The sequence below is a fragment of the Enterococcus sp. DIV0682 genome, from assembly GCF_051712685.1.
In the GTDB taxonomy this organism is placed as follows: Bacteria; Bacillota; Bacilli; order Lactobacillales; family Enterococcaceae; genus Enterococcus; species Enterococcus faecalis.
In genome coordinates this window covers 2123835-2144550 of sequence record NZ_JBIOPK010000001.1, presented here as the reverse complement: position 1 = coordinate 2144550, position 20716 = coordinate 2123835, and the positions used below count along the sequence as shown (strand labels likewise).

Annotated in this window: 20 protein-coding genes; 13 read left to right on the top strand and 7 right to left on the bottom strand. The window is 36.9% G+C overall.

Going from position 1 to position 20716, the window contains the following annotated elements; translation table 11 throughout:
* Window positions 1-48: 48 nt before the first annotated feature.
* Window positions 49-1596, top strand: coding sequence for a degradosome RNA helicase CshA (gene cshA, locus IGK96_RS10280; RefSeq protein WP_002355724.1), 1548 nt, complete (start codon window positions 49-51; stop codon window positions 1594-1596).
* A 60-nt stretch (window positions 1597-1656) separates the two neighbouring features.
* Here the strand turns inward: cshA and IGK96_RS10275 are convergent, their stop codons facing one another.
* Window positions 1657-1923 carry a hypothetical protein gene (locus IGK96_RS10275; protein WP_016618066.1) on the bottom strand — a complete coding sequence of 89 codons (267 nt, stop codon included), beginning with the start codon at window positions 1921-1923 and terminating at the stop codon, window positions 1657-1659.
* Window positions 1924-2227: 304 nt separating this feature from the next.
* Between IGK96_RS10275 and acpS the strand changes: the two genes are divergently transcribed.
* From acpS to lepB, 7 genes are all read left to right on the top strand, one after another.
* Window positions 2228-2581, top strand: a complete 354-nt coding sequence (gene acpS, locus IGK96_RS10270; RefSeq protein ID WP_002355727.1) for a holo-ACP synthase — start codon at window positions 2228-2230, stop codon at window positions 2579-2581.
* Between the two features lie 29 nt (window positions 2582-2610).
* Window positions 2611-3726, top strand: a complete 1116-nt coding sequence (gene alr / locus IGK96_RS10265) for an alanine racemase (protein WP_010775654.1) — start codon at window positions 2611-2613, stop codon at window positions 3724-3726.
* Between the two features lie 15 nt (window positions 3727-3741).
* Window positions 3742-4119: a type II toxin-antitoxin system PemK/MazF family toxin gene (locus IGK96_RS10260; RefSeq protein WP_002355729.1), complete on the top strand. Its 378-nt coding sequence runs from the start codon at window positions 3742-3744 to the stop codon at window positions 4117-4119.
* Window positions 4120-4440: 321 nt separating this feature from the next.
* Entirely contained in the window at window positions 4441-5136 is a 696-nt protein-coding gene (locus IGK96_RS10255) for a hypothetical protein (protein WP_085443125.1), read from the top strand.
* A 24-nt stretch (window positions 5137-5160) separates the two neighbouring features.
* Complete coding sequence (locus IGK96_RS10250; protein ID WP_010775656.1) at window positions 5161-6456, top strand: hypothetical protein; 1296 nt, start codon at window positions 5161-5163, stop codon at window positions 6454-6456.
* Window positions 6437-6763, top strand: a complete 327-nt coding sequence (locus IGK96_RS10245; RefSeq protein ID WP_025192659.1) for a hypothetical protein — start codon at window positions 6437-6439, stop codon at window positions 6761-6763. Before IGK96_RS10250 ends, IGK96_RS10245 begins: the two co-directional genes overlap by 20 nt.
* A 57-nt stretch (window positions 6764-6820) precedes the next feature.
* Window positions 6821-7570 (top strand): signal peptidase I, encoded by a 750-nt coding sequence (lepB, locus tag IGK96_RS10240; RefSeq protein WP_016618063.1) that lies wholly within the window; start codon window positions 6821-6823, stop codon window positions 7568-7570.
* A gap of 54 nt (window positions 7571-7624) precedes the next feature.
* On the opposite strand, the gene IGK96_RS10235 is transcribed toward lepB, so the two are convergent.
* Entirely contained in the window at window positions 7625-9103 is a 1479-nt protein-coding gene (locus IGK96_RS10235) for a helix-turn-helix domain-containing protein (protein ID WP_085443124.1), read from the bottom strand.
* A gap of 173 nt (window positions 9104-9276) precedes the next feature.
* On the opposite strand from IGK96_RS10235, the gene IGK96_RS10230 reads away from it, so the two are divergent.
* The 5 genes from IGK96_RS10230 (at window position 9277) to IGK96_RS10210 (ending at window position 16637) form a co-directional block, all read left to right on the top strand.
* Window positions 9277-10029, top strand: a complete 753-nt coding sequence (locus IGK96_RS10230) for a tyrosine-protein phosphatase (protein WP_002366263.1) — start codon at window positions 9277-9279, stop codon at window positions 10027-10029.
* 78 nt (window positions 10030-10107) lie between these two features.
* Window positions 10108-10338, top strand: a complete 231-nt coding sequence (locus IGK96_RS10225) for a hypothetical protein (RefSeq protein ID WP_002355737.1) — start codon at window positions 10108-10110, stop codon at window positions 10336-10338.
* Window positions 10339-10458: 120 nt separating this feature from the next.
* Window positions 10459-13125, top strand: a complete 2667-nt coding sequence (locus IGK96_RS10220; RefSeq protein ID WP_010828596.1) for a YhgE/Pip domain-containing protein — start codon at window positions 10459-10461, stop codon at window positions 13123-13125.
* Between the two features lie 221 nt (window positions 13126-13346).
* Window positions 13347-14516 carry a cation diffusion facilitator family transporter gene (locus IGK96_RS10215; protein WP_010828597.1) on the top strand — a complete coding sequence of 390 codons (1170 nt, stop codon included), beginning with the start codon at window positions 13347-13349 and terminating at the stop codon, window positions 14514-14516.
* A gap of 297 nt (window positions 14517-14813) precedes the next feature.
* Window positions 14814-16637: an APC family permease gene (locus IGK96_RS10210; protein WP_002379167.1), complete on the top strand. Its 1824-nt coding sequence runs from the start codon at window positions 14814-14816 to the stop codon at window positions 16635-16637.
* 65 nt (window positions 16638-16702) lie between these two features.
* Here IGK96_RS10210 and IGK96_RS10205 read toward each other — a convergent pair.
* The 5 genes from IGK96_RS10205 to IGK96_RS10185 form a co-directional block, all read right to left on the bottom strand.
* Window positions 16703-17847, bottom strand: a protein-coding gene (locus tag IGK96_RS10205; RefSeq protein ID WP_096397480.1) for an IS3 family transposase whose coding sequence is annotated in 2 segments (ribosomal slippage) — window positions 16703-17574 and window positions 17574-17847 — 1146 coding nt in all. Because the reading frame shifts where the segments join, the coding sequence is not laid out codon by codon here.
* 108 nt (window positions 17848-17955) lie between these two features.
* On the bottom strand, window positions 17956-18420 hold the full coding sequence (locus tag IGK96_RS10200; RefSeq protein ID WP_033624854.1) for a GNAT family N-acetyltransferase: 465 nt from the start codon (window positions 18418-18420) through the stop codon (window positions 17956-17958).
* Window positions 18421-18491: 71 nt separating this feature from the next.
* Window positions 18492-19154, bottom strand: coding sequence for an ABC transporter permease (locus IGK96_RS10195; protein WP_002363261.1), 663 nt, complete (start codon window positions 19152-19154; stop codon window positions 18492-18494).
* A 3-nt stretch (window positions 19155-19157) separates the two neighbouring features.
* Window positions 19158-20078, bottom strand: a complete 921-nt coding sequence (locus IGK96_RS10190) for an osmoprotectant ABC transporter substrate-binding protein (RefSeq protein WP_033625275.1) — start codon at window positions 20076-20078, stop codon at window positions 19158-19160.
* A gap of 2 nt (window positions 20079-20080) precedes the next feature.
* A complete protein-coding gene (locus tag IGK96_RS10185; protein ID WP_002355744.1) occupies window positions 20081-20716 on the bottom strand; it encodes an ABC transporter permease in 636 nt (211 codons plus the stop codon).

The following is a 20716-nucleotide window of genomic DNA, read 5'->3' as shown; positions in this document are numbered from 1 at the left end:
ACTAGGAAGAAATCGTTCTTTCCGAAACAAAATCTAGGAGGATATCATTTGAAATTTAAAGAACTTGGTTTAGCGCCAGAATTATTATCAGCGGTAGAACGCGCAGGCTTCGAGGAAGCAACCCCTATTCAATCAGAAACAATTCCGTTAGCGTTAGCAGGAAAAGACGTAATCGGACAAGCACAAACAGGAACAGGGAAAACCGCTGCTTTTGGCTTACCAATGCTTAACAAAATTGACGCAGACAACCGCGTTATTCAAGGATTAGTCATTGCACCAACCCGTGAGTTGGCTATCCAAACACAAGAAGAGTTATTCCGTTTAGGCCGCGATAAAAAGATTCGCGTCCAAGCCGTTTACGGTGGGGCTGATATCGGTCGCCAAATCCGTGGACTAAAAGATCGTCCACATATCGTTGTAGGTACACCAGGACGTTTACTAGACCATATTAACCGTCGTACCTTGAAATTAGAAACTGTTGAAACATTAGTTTTAGACGAAGCAGATGAAATGTTAAATATGGGCTTCTTGGAAGACATTGAAAAAATCATCTCACAAGTGCCAGAACAACGTCAAACACTTCTATTTTCAGCAACTATGCCGCCAGCAATCAAGAATATTGGCGTGAAATTCATGAAACAACCAGAACATGTGAAGATTAAAGCCAAAGAAATGACGGCTGATTTAATTGATCAATATTATGTACGTTCAAAAGACTTTGAAAAATTTGACATTATGACACGTTTACTAGACGTGCAAACCCCAGAATTGACCATTGTCTTTGGTCGGACAAAACGCCGTGTTGATGAACTTGCCCGCGGGTTAGAAGCGCGTGGTTACAAAGCAGAAGGCATCCATGGCGACCTATCACAACAAAAACGGATGAGCGTTTTACGTTCATTCAAAAATGGTAACTTAGATATCTTAGTGGCAACAGATGTAGCAGCACGTGGGTTAGATATTTCAGGTGTCACCCATGTCTATAACTACGATATTCCACAAGATCCAGAAAGTTATGTTCACCGTATTGGTCGGACAGGTCGTGCTGGTAAAGGCGGTATGTCTGTGACGTTTGTAACACCAAACGAAATGGGTTACTTACATGTCATCGAAAACCTAACGAAAAAACGGATGACACCATTACGTCCACCAACCGAAAAAGAAGCATTTAAAGGACAATTAAGTGCAGCTGTTGAAACCATCGAAAGTGATCTAGAAGAAAATGGTTTAGACAAATATCTAGAATCTGCTGAAGCGTTATTAGAAAAATATTCAGCGACAGACTTAGCTGCGTTATTATTAAAAACAGTAGCGAAAGATCCAGCAGATGCGGTTCCTGTAAAAATTACCCCAGAACGTCCATTGCCTTCAAATAAAAAAGGCTTTAACAAAAATGGCCGTGGTGGTGGCGGTGGGAACAACCGTAATCGCAACCGTGGTGGCAATGGTAAAGGTGGCAGCTATCGTGGCAACAAAAACCATAAAGATGGCGACCGTAATTACAAAAATAGCGACCGCAAAAATAAAGATCAACGTGGCGGCAAACGTCATAACGATAAAAAACGTGGTTTCGTCATTCGCGAAAACGCTAAATAATCAAAAGAGCGAGTGTTCCGTCTATGAACGGAACACTCGCTCTTTTTTGGTAGATAATCGTTAAATAGAAAAACTTAAAAAAAGTAAAAAAGGCATCAAAATGATATAGAAAAAGAAAAACGCCAAAATTATCCAAGTTTTCAACGAGGAAGTTAGATTGAAGAGTTTCAGTTTTTGTTGTAGCAAATGAATGGTTATAATCCAAACCAGTTGCAAGAGAAAAAATAGGCTGGGATTTTTAAAGAAGATTGGAAATATGTAGAGCAACAAAGTAAAAATAAACAGGGCGCAACGAAGTAACTTTTTTTGCCGAGAAGTTAAAGTCATACGTTTTTCTCCTTTTTCTTTTTATTCTCCCATAAGTAGCCAAAATTTGCTATAAAATATTAGAACATCCGCTTAGTTTCCTGATTTTTTTCCGATACTTCTTAGTTGTTGTCTTACTTTTATAAAAATTCAGAAAAATTTTATAAAAATGTAAATAGGAAGAAAACGTATGGTACTTCAATTTGTGTGAGGATCTTGTAAAACATTCTTTATTTTTTTAGCGAATCAGTGGAAAAATTTTGAAATTTTGTTAAAATGAAAGGTAATTCGGAGTAACTATATTAAATAGGAAGTAAGGCGGAAAATGATAAAGGGAATTGGTATTGACGCAGTAGAATTAAGTCGGATAAAACCGATTGTTGAAAAACAAGGATCGTTTATTCAACGGGTTTTAACACCTAACGAATTGACCCTTTTTGAAAAGTTATCTACAAAACGTCAAATAGAATTTTTAGCTGGTCGTTTTGCTTGTAAAGAAGCGTTTTCTAAAGCATGGGGCACAGGGATTGGCAAGGTTGGTTTACAAGATATTGAGGTACTGACTGAAAAAACAGGTGCACCGTACGTAGCAAACTCGCCCCATAATGGTAAAGTGTTTGTCTCGATTACGCACACAGATACTATGGCGATTGCACAAATTGTTTTAGAAAGCGAATAATAGAAGCAACGAAGAAAGAAGGATGTACAATGGTCGTTGGATGGCATCGTCCTACACGGTTACATATCGATACGCAAGCAATTACTGAAAATGTCCAAAATGAATGTCAACGTTTGCCAGAAGGAACTGCTTTATTTGCGGTTGTGAAAGCGAACGGCTATGGGCATGGCGCCGTGGAATCCGCTAAAGCGGCGAAAAAAGGTGGCGCGACAGGTTTTTGTGTCGCCTTATTGGATGAAGCAATTGAATTGAGAGAAGCAGGTGTTCAGGACCCCATTTTAATTTTGAGTGTGGTAGACTTAGCTTATGTGCCTTTGTTGATTCAATATGATTTATCTGTAACGGTAGCTACACAAGAATGGTTAGAAGCTGCTCTTCAACAACTAACGCCTGAGAGTAACACGCCATTACGTGTTCACTTAAAAGTCGATACTGGCATGGGACGGATTGGCTTTTTAACCCCAGAAGAGACTAAGCAAGCAGTGCGGTTTGTTCAATCCCACAAAGAATTTTTATGGGAAGGGATTTTTACTCATTTTTCAACAGCTGATGAAATCGATACAAGCTATTTTGAAAAACAAGCAGGGCGTTTTAAGGCTGTTCTAGCAGTTTTAGAAGAGTTACCACGGTATGTCCATGTTAGCAATAGTGCGACAGCGTTATGGCATCCTGATGTGCCAGGAAACATGATTCGCTATGGAGTAGCCATGTATGGATTGAACCCTTCAGGTAATAAGCTGGCCCCAAGCTATGCGTTAAAGCCGGCCTTACGGTTGACCAGTGAACTCATCCATGTAAAACGCTTAGCGACTGGTGAAGGGATTGGCTATGGCGAAACCTACGTAACTGAAGCTGAAGAATGGATTGGGACAGTGCCAATCGGCTATGCAGATGGCTGGTTGCGTCATCTCCAAGGATTTACAGTGCTCGTGAATGGTAAGCGTTGCGAAATCGTCGGACGAGTGTGTATGGATCAATGTATGATTCGTTTAGCAGAAGAAGTTCCTGTCGGCTCAGTCGTTACATTAGTTGGAAAAGATGGCAATGAAGAAAATACGTTACAAATGGTAGCCGAAAAATTAGAAACCATTCATTATGAAGTTGCATGTACTTTCTCACAAAGAATCCCCAGAGAATATAACTAGATAGGAGGTTCCACTATGGTCAAACGCGGAGATATTTATTTTGCAGACCTTTCCCCAGTAGTGGGCTCGGAACAAGGTGGCGTCAGACCTGTCCTTGTTGTCCAAAATAACTTAGGTAATCATTTTAGCCCAACGATTATCGTTGCGGCGATCACAGCCAAAATGGCAAAGCCAAAATTGCCAACACATATCGGGATTAATTCTGATGAAACGGGCATTGAAAAAGATTCAGTGATTCTTTTAGAGCAGATTCGAACAATCGATAAGGGTCGCTTGAAAGAAAAAGTTTGTCATTTGAGACTTGATATTATGGAAGAAGTTGATCGTGCCTTAGGCATCAGTGTTGGACTTAGTAGCGATTCAGCCCCAGCAAAAGCAAATTCAGCTACATAAAGAACGATAGCTACTATGAAATCAACAAAGACTAATTGGATTTTTTTAAAAGCGACTGATCTAGTTCGGTTCGTTAAACATAGTTTGAGTAAAAGCGAGAGAGATAGCCAAGTGGCATCTCTCTTGTTTTTTTGTTTTGTATTTAAAAAATTAAAATATAAATATAAAATTCAAATTTTTATCATCTTATTTTAAATAAAGTTGTTGGCAAGGCTCAAACGGAATGTTACAATCAATACTATATAGAGTTTTTAAAGAGCGTAACAGGTGATTTTACAAGTTTTGATTGTCGAGCGATGACATAAAGGAGATTATATTTGTATGATGATTGTTGTACTTTTAATGAGTAGTTGCTTATTTTTATTTGTAAGCTATCAATTGTATTTGCGATTACTTGTCGAAAAACTGGATTCAGAGGACCGGATATTAAAGAGGAAAATAAATTTCTATAAGTATCAGAAAAATAGTCGTTTAATGATTTATTTATTGTTTAGTGTTTGTCTACTTAGCGTATTATTGTTAGGAATTGTTTATACATATTATCAATTAAATCAACGAAATATCCGCATGGAACAACGGATCGAGCGTTTGGCACAGGGCCAAGCTACTCAAGGTGACAAAATAAAAAAACAAGCGATTAAAAAAACAGCCTTAAATCAGTTTCCCTGGAAGCAAGCTGTTTCGGCAGAATCGGCCGCTGTCTTGACGAATTATGAATTACAATTAGCGCGTGAATGGCGTCCTTACCTCGGAGAGACGAGTATCACAATGATTAGAAGTGAAAAAACACAAACCTTGACACTGTCTGTTTTTTCAGTTGGCTTAAGTTACCATGAATTTCAAACAGGCCAAGACAATATTGTAGCACTTATTTCAGCATTGAATTCAGTCAAAGAAATTACCATGATTGATTTTAATTTTACTTATCGAGATCAAGAGCAAACCCTTGTCAAATCCATTGATACGTATGCTCGTGAGACGCTTGAAACAAATTTGGAGCCTGTCGTGATTAGTTAAAAGGACGAGAGAAAGGACATATATATGACAAAAAGACGTTTAATCAAAAAAATTAAAGATATTTCGGATGATACGCTTGAAAAAGAAGTCTTTTTTCAGCCAGGATTCGAACCAGAAAAAATAATTAGCGGAATCAAACCAGAACAACAGGAAAAAGAAATGGCGACGTTAAGAGAAAGGCTCGCCTACTATCAGAAAAAAGAAACAGCCTTTAAAAAACTTCAAGAAGAAAATGAGCAATTAAAGAACCAACAAGAAACGGAAAAACAAGCATTAGAAGAAAAAAATCAGGCATTACTTGAAACACTAAATCAAAAAGAACATGAAATTTTTGAATTGGAAGAGCAACTGGAAACGAACAGTGAAACCACGACAGAGGCTACTGCTCTTCAAACAAATCTGCAAAATGCAGAAAAACAATTAACCACTGTACATAATCAAATGGAACGTTTAGAAAGTGAATTAACGCAGCAAGTGGCAGAATTAGAAAAAGAATCGGCTGAACAGCAACAACATATCCAGACATTACACAACCAGTTAGCAGAAGAAAAAGGAAAGTTGGAGAAAAAAGGGGATATTACAGGAATGGAAAAGCAAGTAGAAACGTTAACGACAGAATTAGAAGAAAGTACAACGACTCAACAAGCATTGCAGGAACAAATTGAAAAACTAACTGTACAATTACAAAAAGTAGAAGCCGAAAAACAAGCCTTACAAGAGGCTGCCCAACAAGAAGTGATTGTGAAACAGCGCATGGAGGAGCTAAAGAATGAGCTTCAAAATAGTTTACAACAAAAAAATGAAGCAGAAGTAAAACTAGGTCGACTACAAGGTGTCAATGACAAACATCTTGCTGAAAAGCAAGTTTACCAAGGAGAATTAGCTGCTCTAAGAAAAGAAGTAGAGGCCAAAGAAGACAATTTAGAACAAGTTCAAAAAGAATTGAAGACACTACAAGCCGTTTCAAAAAATATTGAACCGAGTAGTGAGCAGTTAACAGAACTGCTACGCGCAAAACAGCAAATTAACGATTTATTAATGAAAAATCAGCAATTACAAGAAGAGGCTTTAAAATCGCAACAAGAAATTGGCGAAGTGATGGTTTCTGCCAAAAAAGAAGCCAATCGGATTGTTAATGAAGCGAAAGTAGAAGCAAAACACCTAATCAATTCTGCAGAATTAGAAATGTTAAATATTGGTAATCGAGCGAAAAGTATTTCGAATGAAGTCGAAGCATCAAAAGTAGAAGTACTTGAGATTTATCGCGAATTAGAGGAACGCTTAACTAAACTGACACGTCTTGAACAAGATAACTATTAATAAAATGGTCAGTAAAAAGTTAACGGGAGCAAGGAAACTACATTGTCTTGGGGTCCTTTTTTTAGCTGTTACACTAAGTGGCTCTGCAGAACGATTACAGGCTGCTGCTGTCTCAAAGGAAGAGCAGTCGCTAAGGCAACCGCTTATCAGGAAAAACATAGTAACAGAGAAGAGCGAATATCTTGTAGAAGTAAATCAAAGTATTTGGGAGCTGGCACAAGATGCGCAGAAACCATTGAATCAGTTTATGAAGGAAAACCAGTTACGTAGTAGCTATATTAAAAAAGGAACGCAATTAGTTAAATAGAAAAAAGGAGCAAGAAAGGAAAAGTTTATTTAAGAAGCTTTTCCTTTTAAGAAAACGATGAAAGAATGGATAAAGCCCGTTATGCGAACAATTCGCCACATTAAGCGCGCCTTCTTGAAGCAAAAGTTGCCTGCGACATATCAGCTAAAAAAGCAAAAGACTAACAAAGCAACGGAATATTTGCTTGAGCAAACAGATAACCATCAATCAATAAGAGGACCGAAAAGAAAAATGACTGCTGAAGAGATTAAAAAAAAGCGGCAAGCCTACCAAAAGAAACAACGCATCCAAGTCGTTAAATTTTTTATGCCAGCTATTCTTTTCGCCATTTTTGTGTTCTTTTTTGTGTTAAAGACATCTAGCTACCCAATTGCTGGGCAATCCATGAAGCCGACACTTAACGCAGGGGAACGAGTCTTAGTACAACGGACGAAGCAAGTAACAAGGTACGATGTGATTGCATTTAAAGCACCGTTGGCTAGCACAGGTACGTACGTCAAGCGAATTATCGGGGTTCCTGGTGATCAAATTTGGGTAAACGAGACAAAACTTTATCTTTCGGAAGGACCTACAGCAAGTGATAATGAGGCACTGCCTGAGAATGCCAGTCGTTTTGACTTATCAGAAGAAGCGGCAGCCCAACTTCGCCTGTTTCAGAAGATTCCAGCTGGTCATTACTTTGTCTTAGGGGACAATCGTACGCATTCAAGTGATAGTCGTACGTTCGGCTTTGTCGAGATACAAGCGATTGAAGGAATCGTGGTGTTTAAAATGGCGCCGTTTAAGGAAATAGGGAAAGTAAAATAAAAAGCTTAAGTCAGCCATTTAAGAGTAGGGCACTTAAGCTTTTCTTTTTAGAGATTATTTGCCCAATAACAATTGAATGATTTTTTCAATTGATTGCAGGTCATAACGATTACTAATATCCGAAAAAATATAGTAATGGTCATACTGGGCAACGAGCTGTTCATTATTGGTATTCATTAAAAGCAAATCATAATGGTTTTCTGCGTTGTAAGGCTCAATTTTCAGCGGATATTTTCCAGCGATACTCTGTTGTATTTTTTGTGCTACCAACTCGCTATAGGCACTGCTCAGTGAGTGATAAACACCAATCGTTATTTTTTTTTCATTTAATTCAGCAATGTGATTCAAAATAAGCGTATAATTAATTTCAGTAAATTGATTTTGGTATTTAGAAATAGTGGCTTCTGTGGCAAAGTTCGTTGTAGCGATTTCCACTAATTCGTAAACTTCACTTTCACTAAAAGGATGACGTAAGACTTTCAAAAGTGACTGAATTGTCCAATAATCAAAGGGTAAAATAAATCCAGAAAAATAGTAGAGTTGCGCATGTAATTGAAAAAGTAAATTTTCAATATAAAGTAATCGAATAGGCAGTACGTAATGAGATAGATAACCATGTGCTTTAAGATACGTTAAAATAACTCGGTTCATTTCGTTAAGATACGTTTTTTCGATTCGTTGTTGTTTTGCTAAACGAAAGGCGAAAGCAGCATTCGCAGAATAATTATGCATGGAACAGAAAAAGTCATAAAACATATAGGCTTCGTTGATTGTATATGGACGGTCGATTCTTTTCATATATGTATGTATAGATAAATTAATTTCTTCAAATAAAGGTCGATCGAGTTGCGCATCATGCGGACTAATCGTTGGCAGAGGTTCTAAAACCATACGACGAAAAGAAATTTTCATCCAAAGCTTAATTTGAAGAATTTCTGTATGGTCAAAGGTAATTCTGGGGATTTCTTGTAATATCTCGATTAATCCTAGGTATTGATTGGCCAGTTCTTTTTCTAAATCTGTTTTTTCTTCAAAGATAAACCAGAAAAAATTAAAAAAGAAAAAGCGAATTTGTTTTTCTTCGCCGATAAGTTTTCCTCGTTTGATACATAAATTAAACTCATTGAGTAAGTCATTTAATTCAACAATTTTTCGATAATAGGTAGCAGAGCTGATGGCATAATTCTGTTGAAAATACCCGCCATTTATTTTATTTTTATGAAAGAGTTGCTGAACCATGTGAAACTTAATAGATTTATTCAAGAACAACATGATCATTGCTTTCATGGAAAAGTTTGGCGCTTTATTTAGATAAAGGGTATCACCTAGTACAGTCATGGTGAGGCTTTCTTGGAGTTGCTCTTCTTTCAAAAATTGTTCTAAAAAAGAAAGATATTCATTCAATGTTGGTAAACTAATATTGAAAAAATCTACTAATTCATTTCGTGTCGCTTGGCCTTTATTATTATATAGGAACAATAGAATATCATTCATATAATCATACGGTTTTTCTAAAAAATCTCGTTTTAACATCGTTGCTCACCTCTCTTTTAAGAATACTGCATCTATGATAAAATGGCAATAAACAACTGATAAAAAGATTGTTTTTTGAAGTGTTTTTTATTATCATTGAGAAAAAGAAATAAAAAGAAAAAACAAAGTATTTAAATGACAACAAAATAATTAAAATGAAGGAGCGACAGAATATGAACAGCGTAGTGAATTTTAGAGATATCGGAGGATTTCCAACGCAACAAGGCACATCCGTCAAGACAGGGCATTTTTTTCGGAGTGGTGAACTCGTCAATATTGCACAAGCGGATCAACAGAAACTGGTAGAGGACTATCAAATTAAACGAATCTATGATTTTAGAAGTGCAGCAGAAACGCAAGAACGACCAGATGATTCAATTCAAGGAACCAACTATTTACATATAGACATTTTGGCCGATATTCAGGCGCAGACCGCTTCATTAGAAGGAATGCTTAAAACGGTTGGTTCACCCGATGCAGCAATGGACATGGCTTATAAAGAAATGGTTCTTTCCAATTCGGGGCGCAAAGGTTACCAAACATTTTTTGAAAACTTTTTAAGTTATCCACAGGAAGCTATTTTATTTCATTGTTTCGCAGGAAAAGATCGAACAGGAATCGGCGCAGCCTTGATATTAAGTGCTTTAGGTGTGGAACATTCTTATATTTTAGAAGATTATTTAAAGACGAACGAGCAAAGAAAAGCTGCTAACGAGCAAATTATTGCGCAATATCAAGCAAATGGAACGCCTCCAGCAGAAATTCAACAATTAGAAACGCTGCTTTATGTGAAAAAAGAGTACTTAGCGACCGCTTTACAGGCGATTGAAAAAGAATTTGGTTCGGTAGAGGGCTATTTAAAAGAGGGACTCGGCTTACCTTTATCCGCCAAAAAAGACATGCTAAGTCTGTACACAAAATCATAGATCCTAAAAAAAGGACTATCCTTTCTAAAAAAGAAGTTTTATAATAGAAAAGAATCTGTTTGTAAGGAGGGATAGGGAATGAAAGAAGGACAAGAACAATTCTTAACGTTCATACTAGATCGAACAAAAGAAGATAAAAAAGAAAAAATGCAAGCGCTACTTGCAGAAATGTTTGAACGCCAACAAACAGGCAAATTAGATAAAATGTACTTGATGACAAAAGCACCAAAACTTTTGGCTTATTTAAAACCAGAAGCCATTGATGAAGTTAAACAAGTCGTTTCGGAATTTTCTAAAAATATGAAATAAACAATCTTAGCTTGAACTTACGACATTTTAAAAATGTGTCGTAACATTCAAGCTTTTGTTTGTTATTCTCTTGTATTTTATGCTAAAGTTATTCAGGCACAAAAAAAAGCAGGTGATTTTATGAAACATATAAAAAATACATGGGAACTATTTATTTTAGATTGGAAAAGAATTTTTAAAAACCCAGTAGCAACATTTTTGATTGTTGCCTTAATGATTATTCCATCATTATATGCATGGTTTAACATTAAAGCACTATGGGATCCGTATTCAAATACAGGAGAGTTACCAATAGCGGTCTATAGTGATGACCAAACAGCAACTTTTCAAGATAAATCGGTCAATATTGGTGATGAAGTCTTGAAAAACTTGAAGAAAAACAAGCAATTAGGTTGGCGTTTTGTTGATTCGAAAAAGGAATTAGACAAAGGAGTCCAATCAGGAAAATATTTTGCCGGGATTTATTTACCTAAAGATTTTTCCAAAGATTTGCTAAGTTTTACTTCTGGTGATATCAATAAACCTAAAATTGAATACTCAATTAACGAAAAAATTAATGCAATTGCACCGAAAATTACGTCAAAAGGCGCTTCTTCCATTCAGTCACAAATTTCGGAAGAATTCATTAAAACGGCAAGTAGTACGTTAATCAAAACATTCAATGATATTGGCTATGATATTGATAAAAACATGGTCAGCATTCAAAAAGTTAAGAGCATGATTTTAGATACAGATGCCAACATTGGAACCATTGACACGTACGCGAAACAAGTCACTGACTTACATGGTAAGATGCCTGAGCTAAAAGAAAAATTAGCGAAAGCCAACGATGCGATGAAATATTTACCTGAAGTTGATGCTTTAGGAGAGAAGATTGTTGAGCTAAATGGCAAAATGCCAAGCATCAAAGAACAAGCTAGTGTTATTTTGACGTTACAAGAAAAAATTCCAGAAATTCAAAACGCTGGCCGACAAATTGCTATGATTGATGAAGACTTTGCTTCTGTGGAACAAACAATGAGCGAAGGAATCCAAGAAGCAAAACAAGGATTAGAAATCATTCAACAAGTTCAAACGGCGTTACCAGATATTCGTAAACTAGGTAATCAAGCCAATGATTTAGGGAATGTCACATTAGATGGCGCTAATAAATTGGAAAAGGCTTTACCTGACATTACGCGGAGTGTTGCGACGATTGTCAAGGCAATTGAAACAATTAGTTCTGGTATAAATATCGGATTAGAGCAACTGAAGGATAAACGTTTGCCAGTGGAAGAAAGAGAGCAAATTAAACAACAAATATCTGAAAATTTAGCGAGACAGCATGAGAATATTCTGCAATTAATTCAATTGTTTACGCAACTACAAGAAGCAACTGGAAGTACTGCATTGCAAGATTCAATTGATAAATTGAATGAGCTAAATCAAATTATTTCAGACTTGAAAACGGTAGTTGATGGTATTGACGTCAACGCAGTAACAAATGATGACTTAACAATAATTCAAGATCAAGCGAAACAAGTACAGGATACTGCAGCAAAGATTCATCCAGATGAAATTAGTAATACCGTTTCAACCATTTTAAACAAACTAACTAGTACCATCCAAAACGCTCAAGGTCAACTAAACAAAGCGCAACAAATTGACTTTGAAGGGTTATTGAGCTCAACAAGTCAAACGGTCACTAATGCGATTTCTTTATTAGAAAAATATCAAGCTGAAATGCCAGCAATTAAACAAGAAATTCATGATGCGAATACGATGTTGAATGGCAATATGGAAACCATTGTCAATGGCATTAATCGTGGTGCTGATTTGTATAAAAACGATTTACCAGTCATTCAAGAAAAAGTCAGCAAAGCGGCAGCCTTTATGCAAAATGACTATCCAGGTATCCGAAAAGATTTAACGAATACCTTGAAAACAGTCAATGAGAAAATGCCAGATGTTGAAGCGGCCTTAGACAAAGCCAACGAACTAATTATTAATGATTGGCCAAATATCAAAACAGGATTACACAAAGCAGCGAATGCAATCCGTAAAGGTGAAAAAGAAGTTGACTTAGGCGAAATTCTTAAATTACTAAAATTAGATGCCAATAAAGAAAGTGACTTCTTTACACAACCAGTTGAAGTCAAAGAACATGCTGTTTATCCGATTGCTAATAATGGTTCGGCAAGTACCCCATTCTATACAGCTTTGTGTTTATGGGTTGGCGCTGTGTTATTCTCAAGTGTTGCGACAACGGATGTTTATCTTGAAGGAAAAGATAAAAAACGCTTCTCTAAACGGGAACAATTTTCAGCACGGATGTTTACTTTCATTGTCATGGGGATTGGTCAAGCACTGATTGTAACCTTAGGTAATTACTTTGCGTTAGGCGTAGATGTTCGTAATCCAGCGTATAGCGTCTGGTTTGCGGTATTGATTGCCATTACGTTTATGATAATGGTTTATGTGCTTGTTGCTCTCTTTGGCAATGTAGGGAAAGGAATTGCGATAATAATCTTGGTACTATCCATCTCTGGTGGGGGTGGGAACTACCCAATTCAAGTCTCAGGTAAATTCTTCCAAATGATTAATCCGTTCTTGCCGTTTACGCATGCCGTGAACTTGCTAAGGGAATCAGCAGGAGGCATTTACTGGCCAAATGCTTGGTTTGCCATTTGGATTATGGTGGGGATTTCAGTCGTCTTTAGTATTGGCGGTGCAATTCTTTATCCACATCTGGAACACAGATCGAAAAAATTTGCGGCTTTAGCACAAAAGAGCCATTTATTCCATTAAAAAAACAAAAAGCTGAAAACGTCTCTAGCGTTTTCGGCTTTTTGTTTTTCTTTATTTTCAAGGCAACCCTAACAAAGAAGTTTTGGGGGCTCTTGCTTTTGACTTTTTGGCAATGCTAAATAATAAAATCTCCCTCAGAAAGTGAGGTTTTTTGTGTACAAATGTATAAAAAGGTTTTATAGTATTTTTTTAAGAAATAAAAAGTGGGTAGGGGTTGTAAAATGATTCAAGCATTGCTTCAACGATATGAGAAAAAAATTGAACGTCGTAAATTGGAAAAACGAACAGCATTCGGTGCTTTTGCCGGTCGGATTGGGCTTGTTTCTAATTTATTTTTATTCGTTAGTAAATTTATGATTGGCTTGCTTTCAGGTAGTGTTTCAATCATGGCAGATGCCATTAATAGTTTGTCCGATACTATTTCTTCAGTTTTAACATTAGTCGGTTTTTATATTGCTGGTAAGCCAGCGGATAAAGAACATCCCTATGGCCATGAACGTTTTGAATATATTAGTGGAATGCTTGTATCATTAGTGATTACGTTTATTGGGTTTGAGTTTCTAACGACCTCCGTGGATCGCATCCTGCATCCAGAATCAATCAAGGTGACACCCATTTTATTTGCTGTTTTAGCTTTATCAATTGGGATTAAAATTTGGCAAGGGCTGTTTTACAAAAAAGTATCAGCAAAAATTGATTCTCAAGCATTAGTTGCTTCTGCTAAGGATAGCTTTAATGATGTTTATACTACATTAGCTGTTTTGGTTTCTGCATTTATTGAAGGCATCACTGGTTTGCGAATTGATGGATATATTGGTTTTTTAATTGCTGCATATATTATTTATAGTGGCTTGCAGTTAATTCGCGAATTTATTAATGAGTTGATGGGCATGCGTCCGAGCCAAACAGAAATTGATGAAATGAAGAATGTCTTATCAAAAATGGAAACAATTGTAGGGTATCACGATTTACTGATTCATAATTATGGTCCTAGCCAAACGTTTGCGTCTGTTCACATTGAAATTGATGATCGCTGGGATTTAAATAAAGCCCATCAGACAATCGATGCGATTGAAGAGAAGTTTAAAGAAGAATTGGATGTTAATCTTGTTTGTCATATTGATCCAGTGAATTTGTATGACCCAACACAACAATTTGTTCATCAAACAATCAAAAAGATTATTCGTTCTTTTGATGCGTCTTTAAAAGTTCATGATATCCGTTTAGTTACCCATGGCGAAGAGCCGAAGATTTTGTTCGACTTGGTTTTGCCTACAGAATCAAAATTATCTGAATTTGAACTGGGTGTGGAAATTCAGCGGCAAGTTTATGAAAAAATTGGTCGTTATAAAGTGGAAATTACCTTCGATCATACGTACTTGTTACAATAAAAGGGAATAATTAACTAAGTTTTTAAGCGAGAGCCAAAAGGTCAAATAGACTTTTAGCTCTCGCTTTTTTGTTTAGAGAATGCAAATCCTTTTGTTATCTGGATTCTCTTGATAAGATAAAGGAAGCGGGGGACTTTAAATGAGTGTCTGATTAAAAAAAGATGGTGATTTTTTTATCTTTTTCAGTAACAAAAATCAATTGACTTTTCATTGTGAGAAGCGTAGCATATGGATTTGTTTGATAAAAAATAATGAAAAAAGTGAGCGGGTCACTCTAGAGAAAAGGAGTAGAAAAAAATGGCGGATTTAAAACGACTGTTCATTGGGAAACCATTGAAATCAGCCGAAAATGATGAACATAAATTAAGCAGATTTGCAGCGCTTGCGTTGTTATCTTCTGATGCACTTTCATCCATTGCGTATGGTACAGAACAAATAGTGGTGGTTCTGGTTACTTTGTCGGCGGCTGCGATTTGGTATTCATTGCCAATTGCTGCATTTGTTATTATTTTACTTATTTCTTTAACATTGTCGTACCGACAAATTATTCATGCGTATCCGCATGGCGGCGGCGCATACGTTGTTAGTAGTGAAAACCTCGGCAGAAATGCCGGTTTATTGGCTGGTGGTTCGTTGTTAGTCGATTATATGCTAACAGTAGCCGTTTCAGTTTCAGCGGGCGCAGAGGCGATTATATCGGCGATTCCGGCGTTATATGGTCATCAAGTAGCAATTTCTATTGGGATTGTGATATTGATTACCTTAATGAACTTGAGAGGCCTGCGAGAATCTGCTTCGTTCTTAATGTTGCCAGTGTATAGTTTTATCGCAATTATTACCTTACTGATTGTTGTTGGGCTATTTAAAATTGTGACTGGCGCACAGCCATTGAATGCGACAGCTTTACCAGGAGCCGTGGTTCCAGGAATTTCTATTGCCTTAGTTTTACGGGCGTTTTCATCTGGTTCTTCTTCCTTAACAGGGGTTGAAGCAATCAGTAATGCAGTGCCATTCTTTAAGAAACCACGAGCAAAAAATGCTGCTGGGACGTTAGCGTTAATGGCAACGATTTTAGGGTTCTTCTTCGTGGGGATTACGTTTATTAACTATTGGTATGGGATTGTGCCAAAAGAAGAAGTGACAGTTCTTTCACAAATTGGGAAAGCGGTCTTTGGTCAAAATATTTTATATTATTTATTACAGTTTGCGACAGCCTTAATTTTAGCGGTTGCCGCTAACACAGGATTCTCAGCCTTTCCAGTTTTGGCTTATAACTTAGCCAAAGATAAGTTTATGCCGCATATGTATATGGATCGTGGCGACCGTTTAGGCTATTCAAACGGTATTTTAACTTTAGCTGCTGGTTCCATTGTTTTATTATTGATTTTCCAAGGTTCCACAGAACGTTTAATCCCATTGTATTCAATTGGTGTGTTTATTCCGTTTGCTTTGTCTCAATCGGGGATGGTTGTAAAATGGCGAAAAGAAACTAAAAATTGGTTGCCAAAATCAATTGCTAATATTGTCGGCGCCTTTATCTCTTTCGCGATTATCGCCATTTTGTTTATTTATCGATTAGGGGACATCTGGCCGTTCTTTATTATTATGCCAGTGTTGATTTATGCATTTTATCGGGTCAACACTCACTATAAAAATGTGGCGGAACAGCTACGTTTAGAAGATGGGGCACAGTTGCATGAGTTTGACGGGAATACAGTTATTGTTTTAGTAGGGAACGTAACCAAGGCAAATGTCGGCGCCTTGAACTATGCGCGTTCCATTGGTGATTATGTTGTTGCCATGCATGTCTCAATGGATGAAAACGTTGAGAAGGAAAAAGAAATTCAGGAAGAGTTTAAAAAACACTTCCCAGACGTTCGTCTATCAATTGTCCACTCTTCGTATCGTTCACTGCAAAACCCTATCTTACGTTATGTTGATTTGGTTAGTAAAAATGCCACGAAGCATAACTACAGTACAACAGTTTTAGTACCACAATTTGTACCAAATAAACGTTGGCAAAATATTTTGCATAACCAAACAAGTTTACGCTTGCGGATTCGTTTAGCGTGGCGGGAAAATATTATTGTGGCTACCTATAGTTATCACTTGAAAAAATAAATAAAAAAGTCTGCCATCTTTGGAACTGACCTAAGATTGTGAGACAGGAATAAAAAAGCATTTTCCTAGACTGCTGATTTCCGATAATCTATCGGCGATTGGTAGTCTAGTTTTTGTTGAATTCGACTTTCATTATAATAAGTAATGTATTTTTTTACAATTTCTATTACAATAGATGTAGGTTCATTTGTGAGCCCATCTAAGTAGAACGTTTCAGACTTTAGTGAGGCATGAAACGATTCGATGCAGGCATTATCTGAAGGTGTCCCTTTGCGGGACATACTCATGGTAATGCCTTTTGTTTTTATTTGATTCTGGTAGTCAAAAGAAGTATAAACAGAGCCCTGATCACTATGCAATAGACAATCCGTTGTTTGGGGCAATTGATCAAGTGTATCCAGAACAAAAGCCGTATCTTGCTTATCACCGATGGTATAGGCAATAATTTCACCATTGTATAAATCCATAATTGAAGACAAATACAATTGCTTTTGACCAAAAGGCAGATAAGTAATATCTGTTACCAATTTCTTTAAAGGAGCGTCTGAAGAAAATTGTCTATTTAGCTTGTTCTCGACAACCGTGTAAGGTTGTCCCACTTTACTGCGTTTCTTCATTTTCACGCGACAATTCCAATGATATTTCTGCATAATCTTTTGTACGGTGTTTTTGTTTACTTTGTATTCCTGATTAATCAACGCAGTAATCTTTCGATAGCCATATCGAAACTTATGTTGGAAGCAAAGTCGACGAACAGCTTCTTCAAGAGGTGTTAACTTTCCCAAGTCTTTTCGATGAGTCCAACGATAATAAGTAGCTCGCGAAACGCCGAAAAGTTGACACAATGCAGTAATGGTTATTTTTCCTTTCATTCTTTTAACTAATTCTACAAATATTTCTGGCTCCACGTCCTTTCCAATTCTTTGTACTTTTTTAGCACCTCAATATGCATTTTTAAATAGTTATTTTCATTTCTAAGCTGTTGTTCATTTGATAGAATTTCTGGACCTTTTCCATAAGCATATTGTTTTCCAACGGGTTGAACCAGACGATGATTCTCGCCATTACGGTACCAACGCCACCATGTTTCAATTTGTGTTTTGTTTTTAATTCCTAATTCTGCCATAATTATTTTTACAGGAATATTCTCTTTTTTCATCTGTATAGCCATTTCTTTGATGTGAATCGGATAAGAAACTCGATTTCCCATTGAAAAAGCACCTCCTAGTTAAATTCATTTTAACGTGAATTCAACAAGAGGTGCTTTTTTATTTTGTCTCAGTTTATTGGGTCAGTTCACTTTTGATGGCAGATTTTTTTATTGACGTAATTGTTTTTGATAAATTCTAGCGCAAGACTGCTCTTCAGTGGTTACCATTGTCAAAAATTCCCAGTTATATCTTTCATAAAAAGTAGTATGGTCTGTGAGCAAATAAAGCTTTTTAAATCCAGAATTAGCAAGAAAATCACCAACTGTTGTTAAAAGAATTCCTGCTAAGCCTTGGTGACGAAATGTTGGTTCGACATACAATGCACAAAGGTTTGGCGTAAGGTCTGCACGATTGTGGAAGTCATTATCAATTACGCCCACGCCTGCAACGATGTCCTGCTGTTTATTCAAGCAGACCCACCAATGTGGTACGTGGTTTTCGCTAGTTAGCATTTCCTGCATACTTGCTTGATACGCTTCAGCGGGGATTTGCCACTTTTGGCTAAACCATTGAGCAGCTGACGGAATTAAGTGTGGTTGTTGGTTTAAATCGATAATAGTATAGTTAGACATTATTAATCTCCTAGATAAAAGAACAGATCCCATTGAAAAGAAACAATGTTGGATCTGCTCTGCATTTTTTATTAATTGGAATGTTTGCTAGCTGGGTCTAAACGCCGTTCAATAATCCCTAGAACCCAATCTGTGATAATCGCCATAAAGGCCGTTGGTAAGGCACCGACTAAAATGATAGAAGCACCATCTGTGGCATTGGTTCCACGAATAATAATATCCCCTAAACCACCAGCACCAACGAAAGCACCAATCGCAGTAATCCCGATTGCGACGACTAACGCATTTCGAATACCTGCCATGATTACTGAAACAGATAAAGGTAACTCGACCATATAAAGAAGTTGTACTTTTGTCATACCCATTCCTTTACCAACATCTAAAATATTGCGATCCACTTGAATCATGCCAGTGTACGTATTCTTGATAATTGGTAGGAGAGAATAAAGGAAGACTGTTACAACCACCGTGTTGACACCTAAGCCCATCCCCAACATTAAAATCGAAAGCATTGCCAAAGCTGGTACTGTTTGGATAATGTTCGCTAAACGGATAATCCAGTTGGCTAAGCTACGTTTACGTGAAATCATAATCCCGATAGGAATCCCGACAATTGCAGCAAAGATTACGCCATAAATCGAAATTAAAAAGTGACGTAAAAATTGTTGAAAGACGTAGCCGCCATTTTGTTGGAAATAGTAGATAAATTGTTGGAATAAATTCATATTATTCATCTGTTACTCCCCCTCAAAATAGTTATTTTCTTTTAAGAAACGTTCGGCTACGACTGCAGGTTCAATTAAATCATTATCTGCTTGATAGTTCAATTCTTGCATTTTTTTGGTAGAAATTTTACCATCTAAGCGATTTAAGACATCTTTAATTTCCGGCGTTTCTTTTAATAATTTGTCACTAACCACAGGAGCGGCATCATAAGGCGGGAAGAAGCGCTTGTCATCTTTTAACATGACTAAATCGTAACTACCAATCCGGCCATCTGTTGAGTAACCTAAGATGACGTCCATTTTTCCAGCGTTGACTGCATCGTACACCAAGCCAATTTGCATTGGTAAAATAGATTTAAATTGGAAGTTGTATTCCTTTTTAAAGCCTTCATAACCGTCGCCTTCACGTGTGATCCACGCAGTATCGACACCAGCAACTAATTTGTCTGCGACTTTCCCTAAATCACTGACTGTTTTTAAATTGTATTTCTCAGCCGTTTCTTTTGTAACTAAGAATACATAAGTATTTTCAAATCCATATGAAGGGAACCAAGTTTGTTGATAACGTTTTTCAAATTCTGATTGAACTAGATTGAATGCTTTTTTAGGGTCTTTTTCCGCTGGCAAACCAAGCGTAGTAGTCACGTCAGTACCAGTATAACGAGCAGCAGAAATTGAGGCATCTCCGTTTATCATTGCTTGGTGATTGATGGTAGTAGTGGCTAAGTTGTTAATCACATTTGTTTTTTTATCTGTGTAATGCTCAACCATATCCGCTACAATGCTCCCTAAAATCTGCGCTTCTGAAGTAATCCCACCTGTAATGGCAACAGTGTTATCATCAGAAGTTGAAGCGAGACCAGGTAAAGAACAACCTGCCAATAAAAGTAAACTGCTTAAGAAGAGTAAGCTTAACTTGAGTTTCTTTTTCATCATTATTCGCCCTCCCTTAAAGCTTTTGGCGTTAAACGATTTTCTAATAATCCAAGAAGAACATCTGCTAAAAGTGCTAAAATAGTTACTGGAATAGTCCCGCCAAAGATTAATTCTGGCTGATAGTTATTTAATCCACTGAAAATCATATCACCAAGACCACCTGCACCAATATAAGAAGCCAGTGTAGCCCAAGCAATGACATAGACAGCGGCTAAACGAATGCCGGCCATAATTGTTGGCATGGCAATGGGTAATTCAACACTAAAAATAGACTGTAAATTGGTCATGCCCATGCCTTTAGCAACATCTCGGTAATTTTCATCGACATTTTTCATTCCGATATACGTGTTTCTTAAAATAGGTAAAAGGGAATAGATGAATAGCGCGATAATAGCGGGTGTTTTACCGACACCAAAAATTGGAATCATCAAAGCTAATAAAGCTAACGAAGGAACCGTTTGTAAGGCACTTGTTAAACCAATGACAATATTGGCTACTTTGGGCAAACGTGTTAACCAAACGCCAACGGGCACAGCGATAGCGACCCCTAATAAAAGTGCAAAGAATGAAATATAAATATGTTCAATACTTTTTGAAATCATTTCTGATCCATATTCTTGAAAGAAGCTACTCAT

Bases quoted from the DNA above. Each gene is read 5' to 3' on its own strand.
- IGK96_RS10275 (WP_016618066.1), bottom strand. From the start codon at position 1,923: ATGACTTTAACTTCTCGGCAAAAAAAGTTACTTCGTTGCGCCCTGTTT.
- acpS (WP_002355727.1), top strand. From the start codon at position 2,228: ATGATAAAGGGAATTGGTATTGACGCAGTAGAATTAAGTCGGATAAAA.
- alr (WP_010775654.1), top strand. From the start codon at position 2,611: ATGGTCGTTGGATGGCATCGTCCTACACGGTTACATATCGATACGCAA.
- IGK96_RS10260 (WP_002355729.1), top strand. From the start codon at position 3,742: ATGGTCAAACGCGGAGATATTTATTTTGCAGACCTTTCCCCAGTAGTG.
- IGK96_RS10255 (WP_085443125.1), top strand. From the start codon at position 4,441: ATGATGATTGTTGTACTTTTAATGAGTAGTTGCTTATTTTTATTTGTA.
- IGK96_RS10250 (WP_010775656.1), top strand. From the start codon at position 5,161: ATGACAAAAAGACGTTTAATCAAAAAAATTAAAGATATTTCGGATGAT.
- lepB (WP_016618063.1), top strand. From the start codon at position 6,821: ATGAAAGAATGGATAAAGCCCGTTATGCGAACAATTCGCCACATTAAG.
- IGK96_RS10235 (WP_085443124.1), bottom strand. From the start codon at position 9,103: ATGTTAAAACGAGATTTTTTAGAAAAACCGTATGATTATATGAATGAT.
- IGK96_RS10230 (WP_002366263.1), top strand. From the start codon at position 9,277: ATGAACAGCGTAGTGAATTTTAGAGATATCGGAGGATTTCCAACGCAA.
- IGK96_RS10225 (WP_002355737.1), top strand. From the start codon at position 10,108: ATGAAAGAAGGACAAGAACAATTCTTAACGTTCATACTAGATCGAACA.
- IGK96_RS10220 (WP_010828596.1), top strand. From the start codon at position 10,459: ATGAAACATATAAAAAATACATGGGAACTATTTATTTTAGATTGGAAA.
- IGK96_RS10215 (WP_010828597.1), top strand. From the start codon at position 13,347: ATGATTCAAGCATTGCTTCAACGATATGAGAAAAAAATTGAACGTCGT.
- IGK96_RS10210 (WP_002379167.1), top strand. From the start codon at position 14,814: ATGGCGGATTTAAAACGACTGTTCATTGGGAAACCATTGAAATCAGCC.
- IGK96_RS10200 (WP_033624854.1), bottom strand. From the start codon at position 18,420: ATGTCTAACTATACTATTATCGATTTAAACCAACAACCACACTTAATT.
- IGK96_RS10195 (WP_002363261.1), bottom strand. From the start codon at position 19,154: ATGAATAATATGAATTTATTCCAACAATTTATCTACTATTTCCAACAA.
- IGK96_RS10190 (WP_033625275.1), bottom strand. From the start codon at position 20,078: ATGAAAAAGAAACTCAAGTTAAGCTTACTCTTCTTAAGCAGTTTACTT.
- IGK96_RS10185 (WP_002355744.1), bottom strand. From the start codon at position 20,716: ATGAGTAGCTTCTTTCAAGAATATGGATCAGAAATGATTTCAAAAAGT.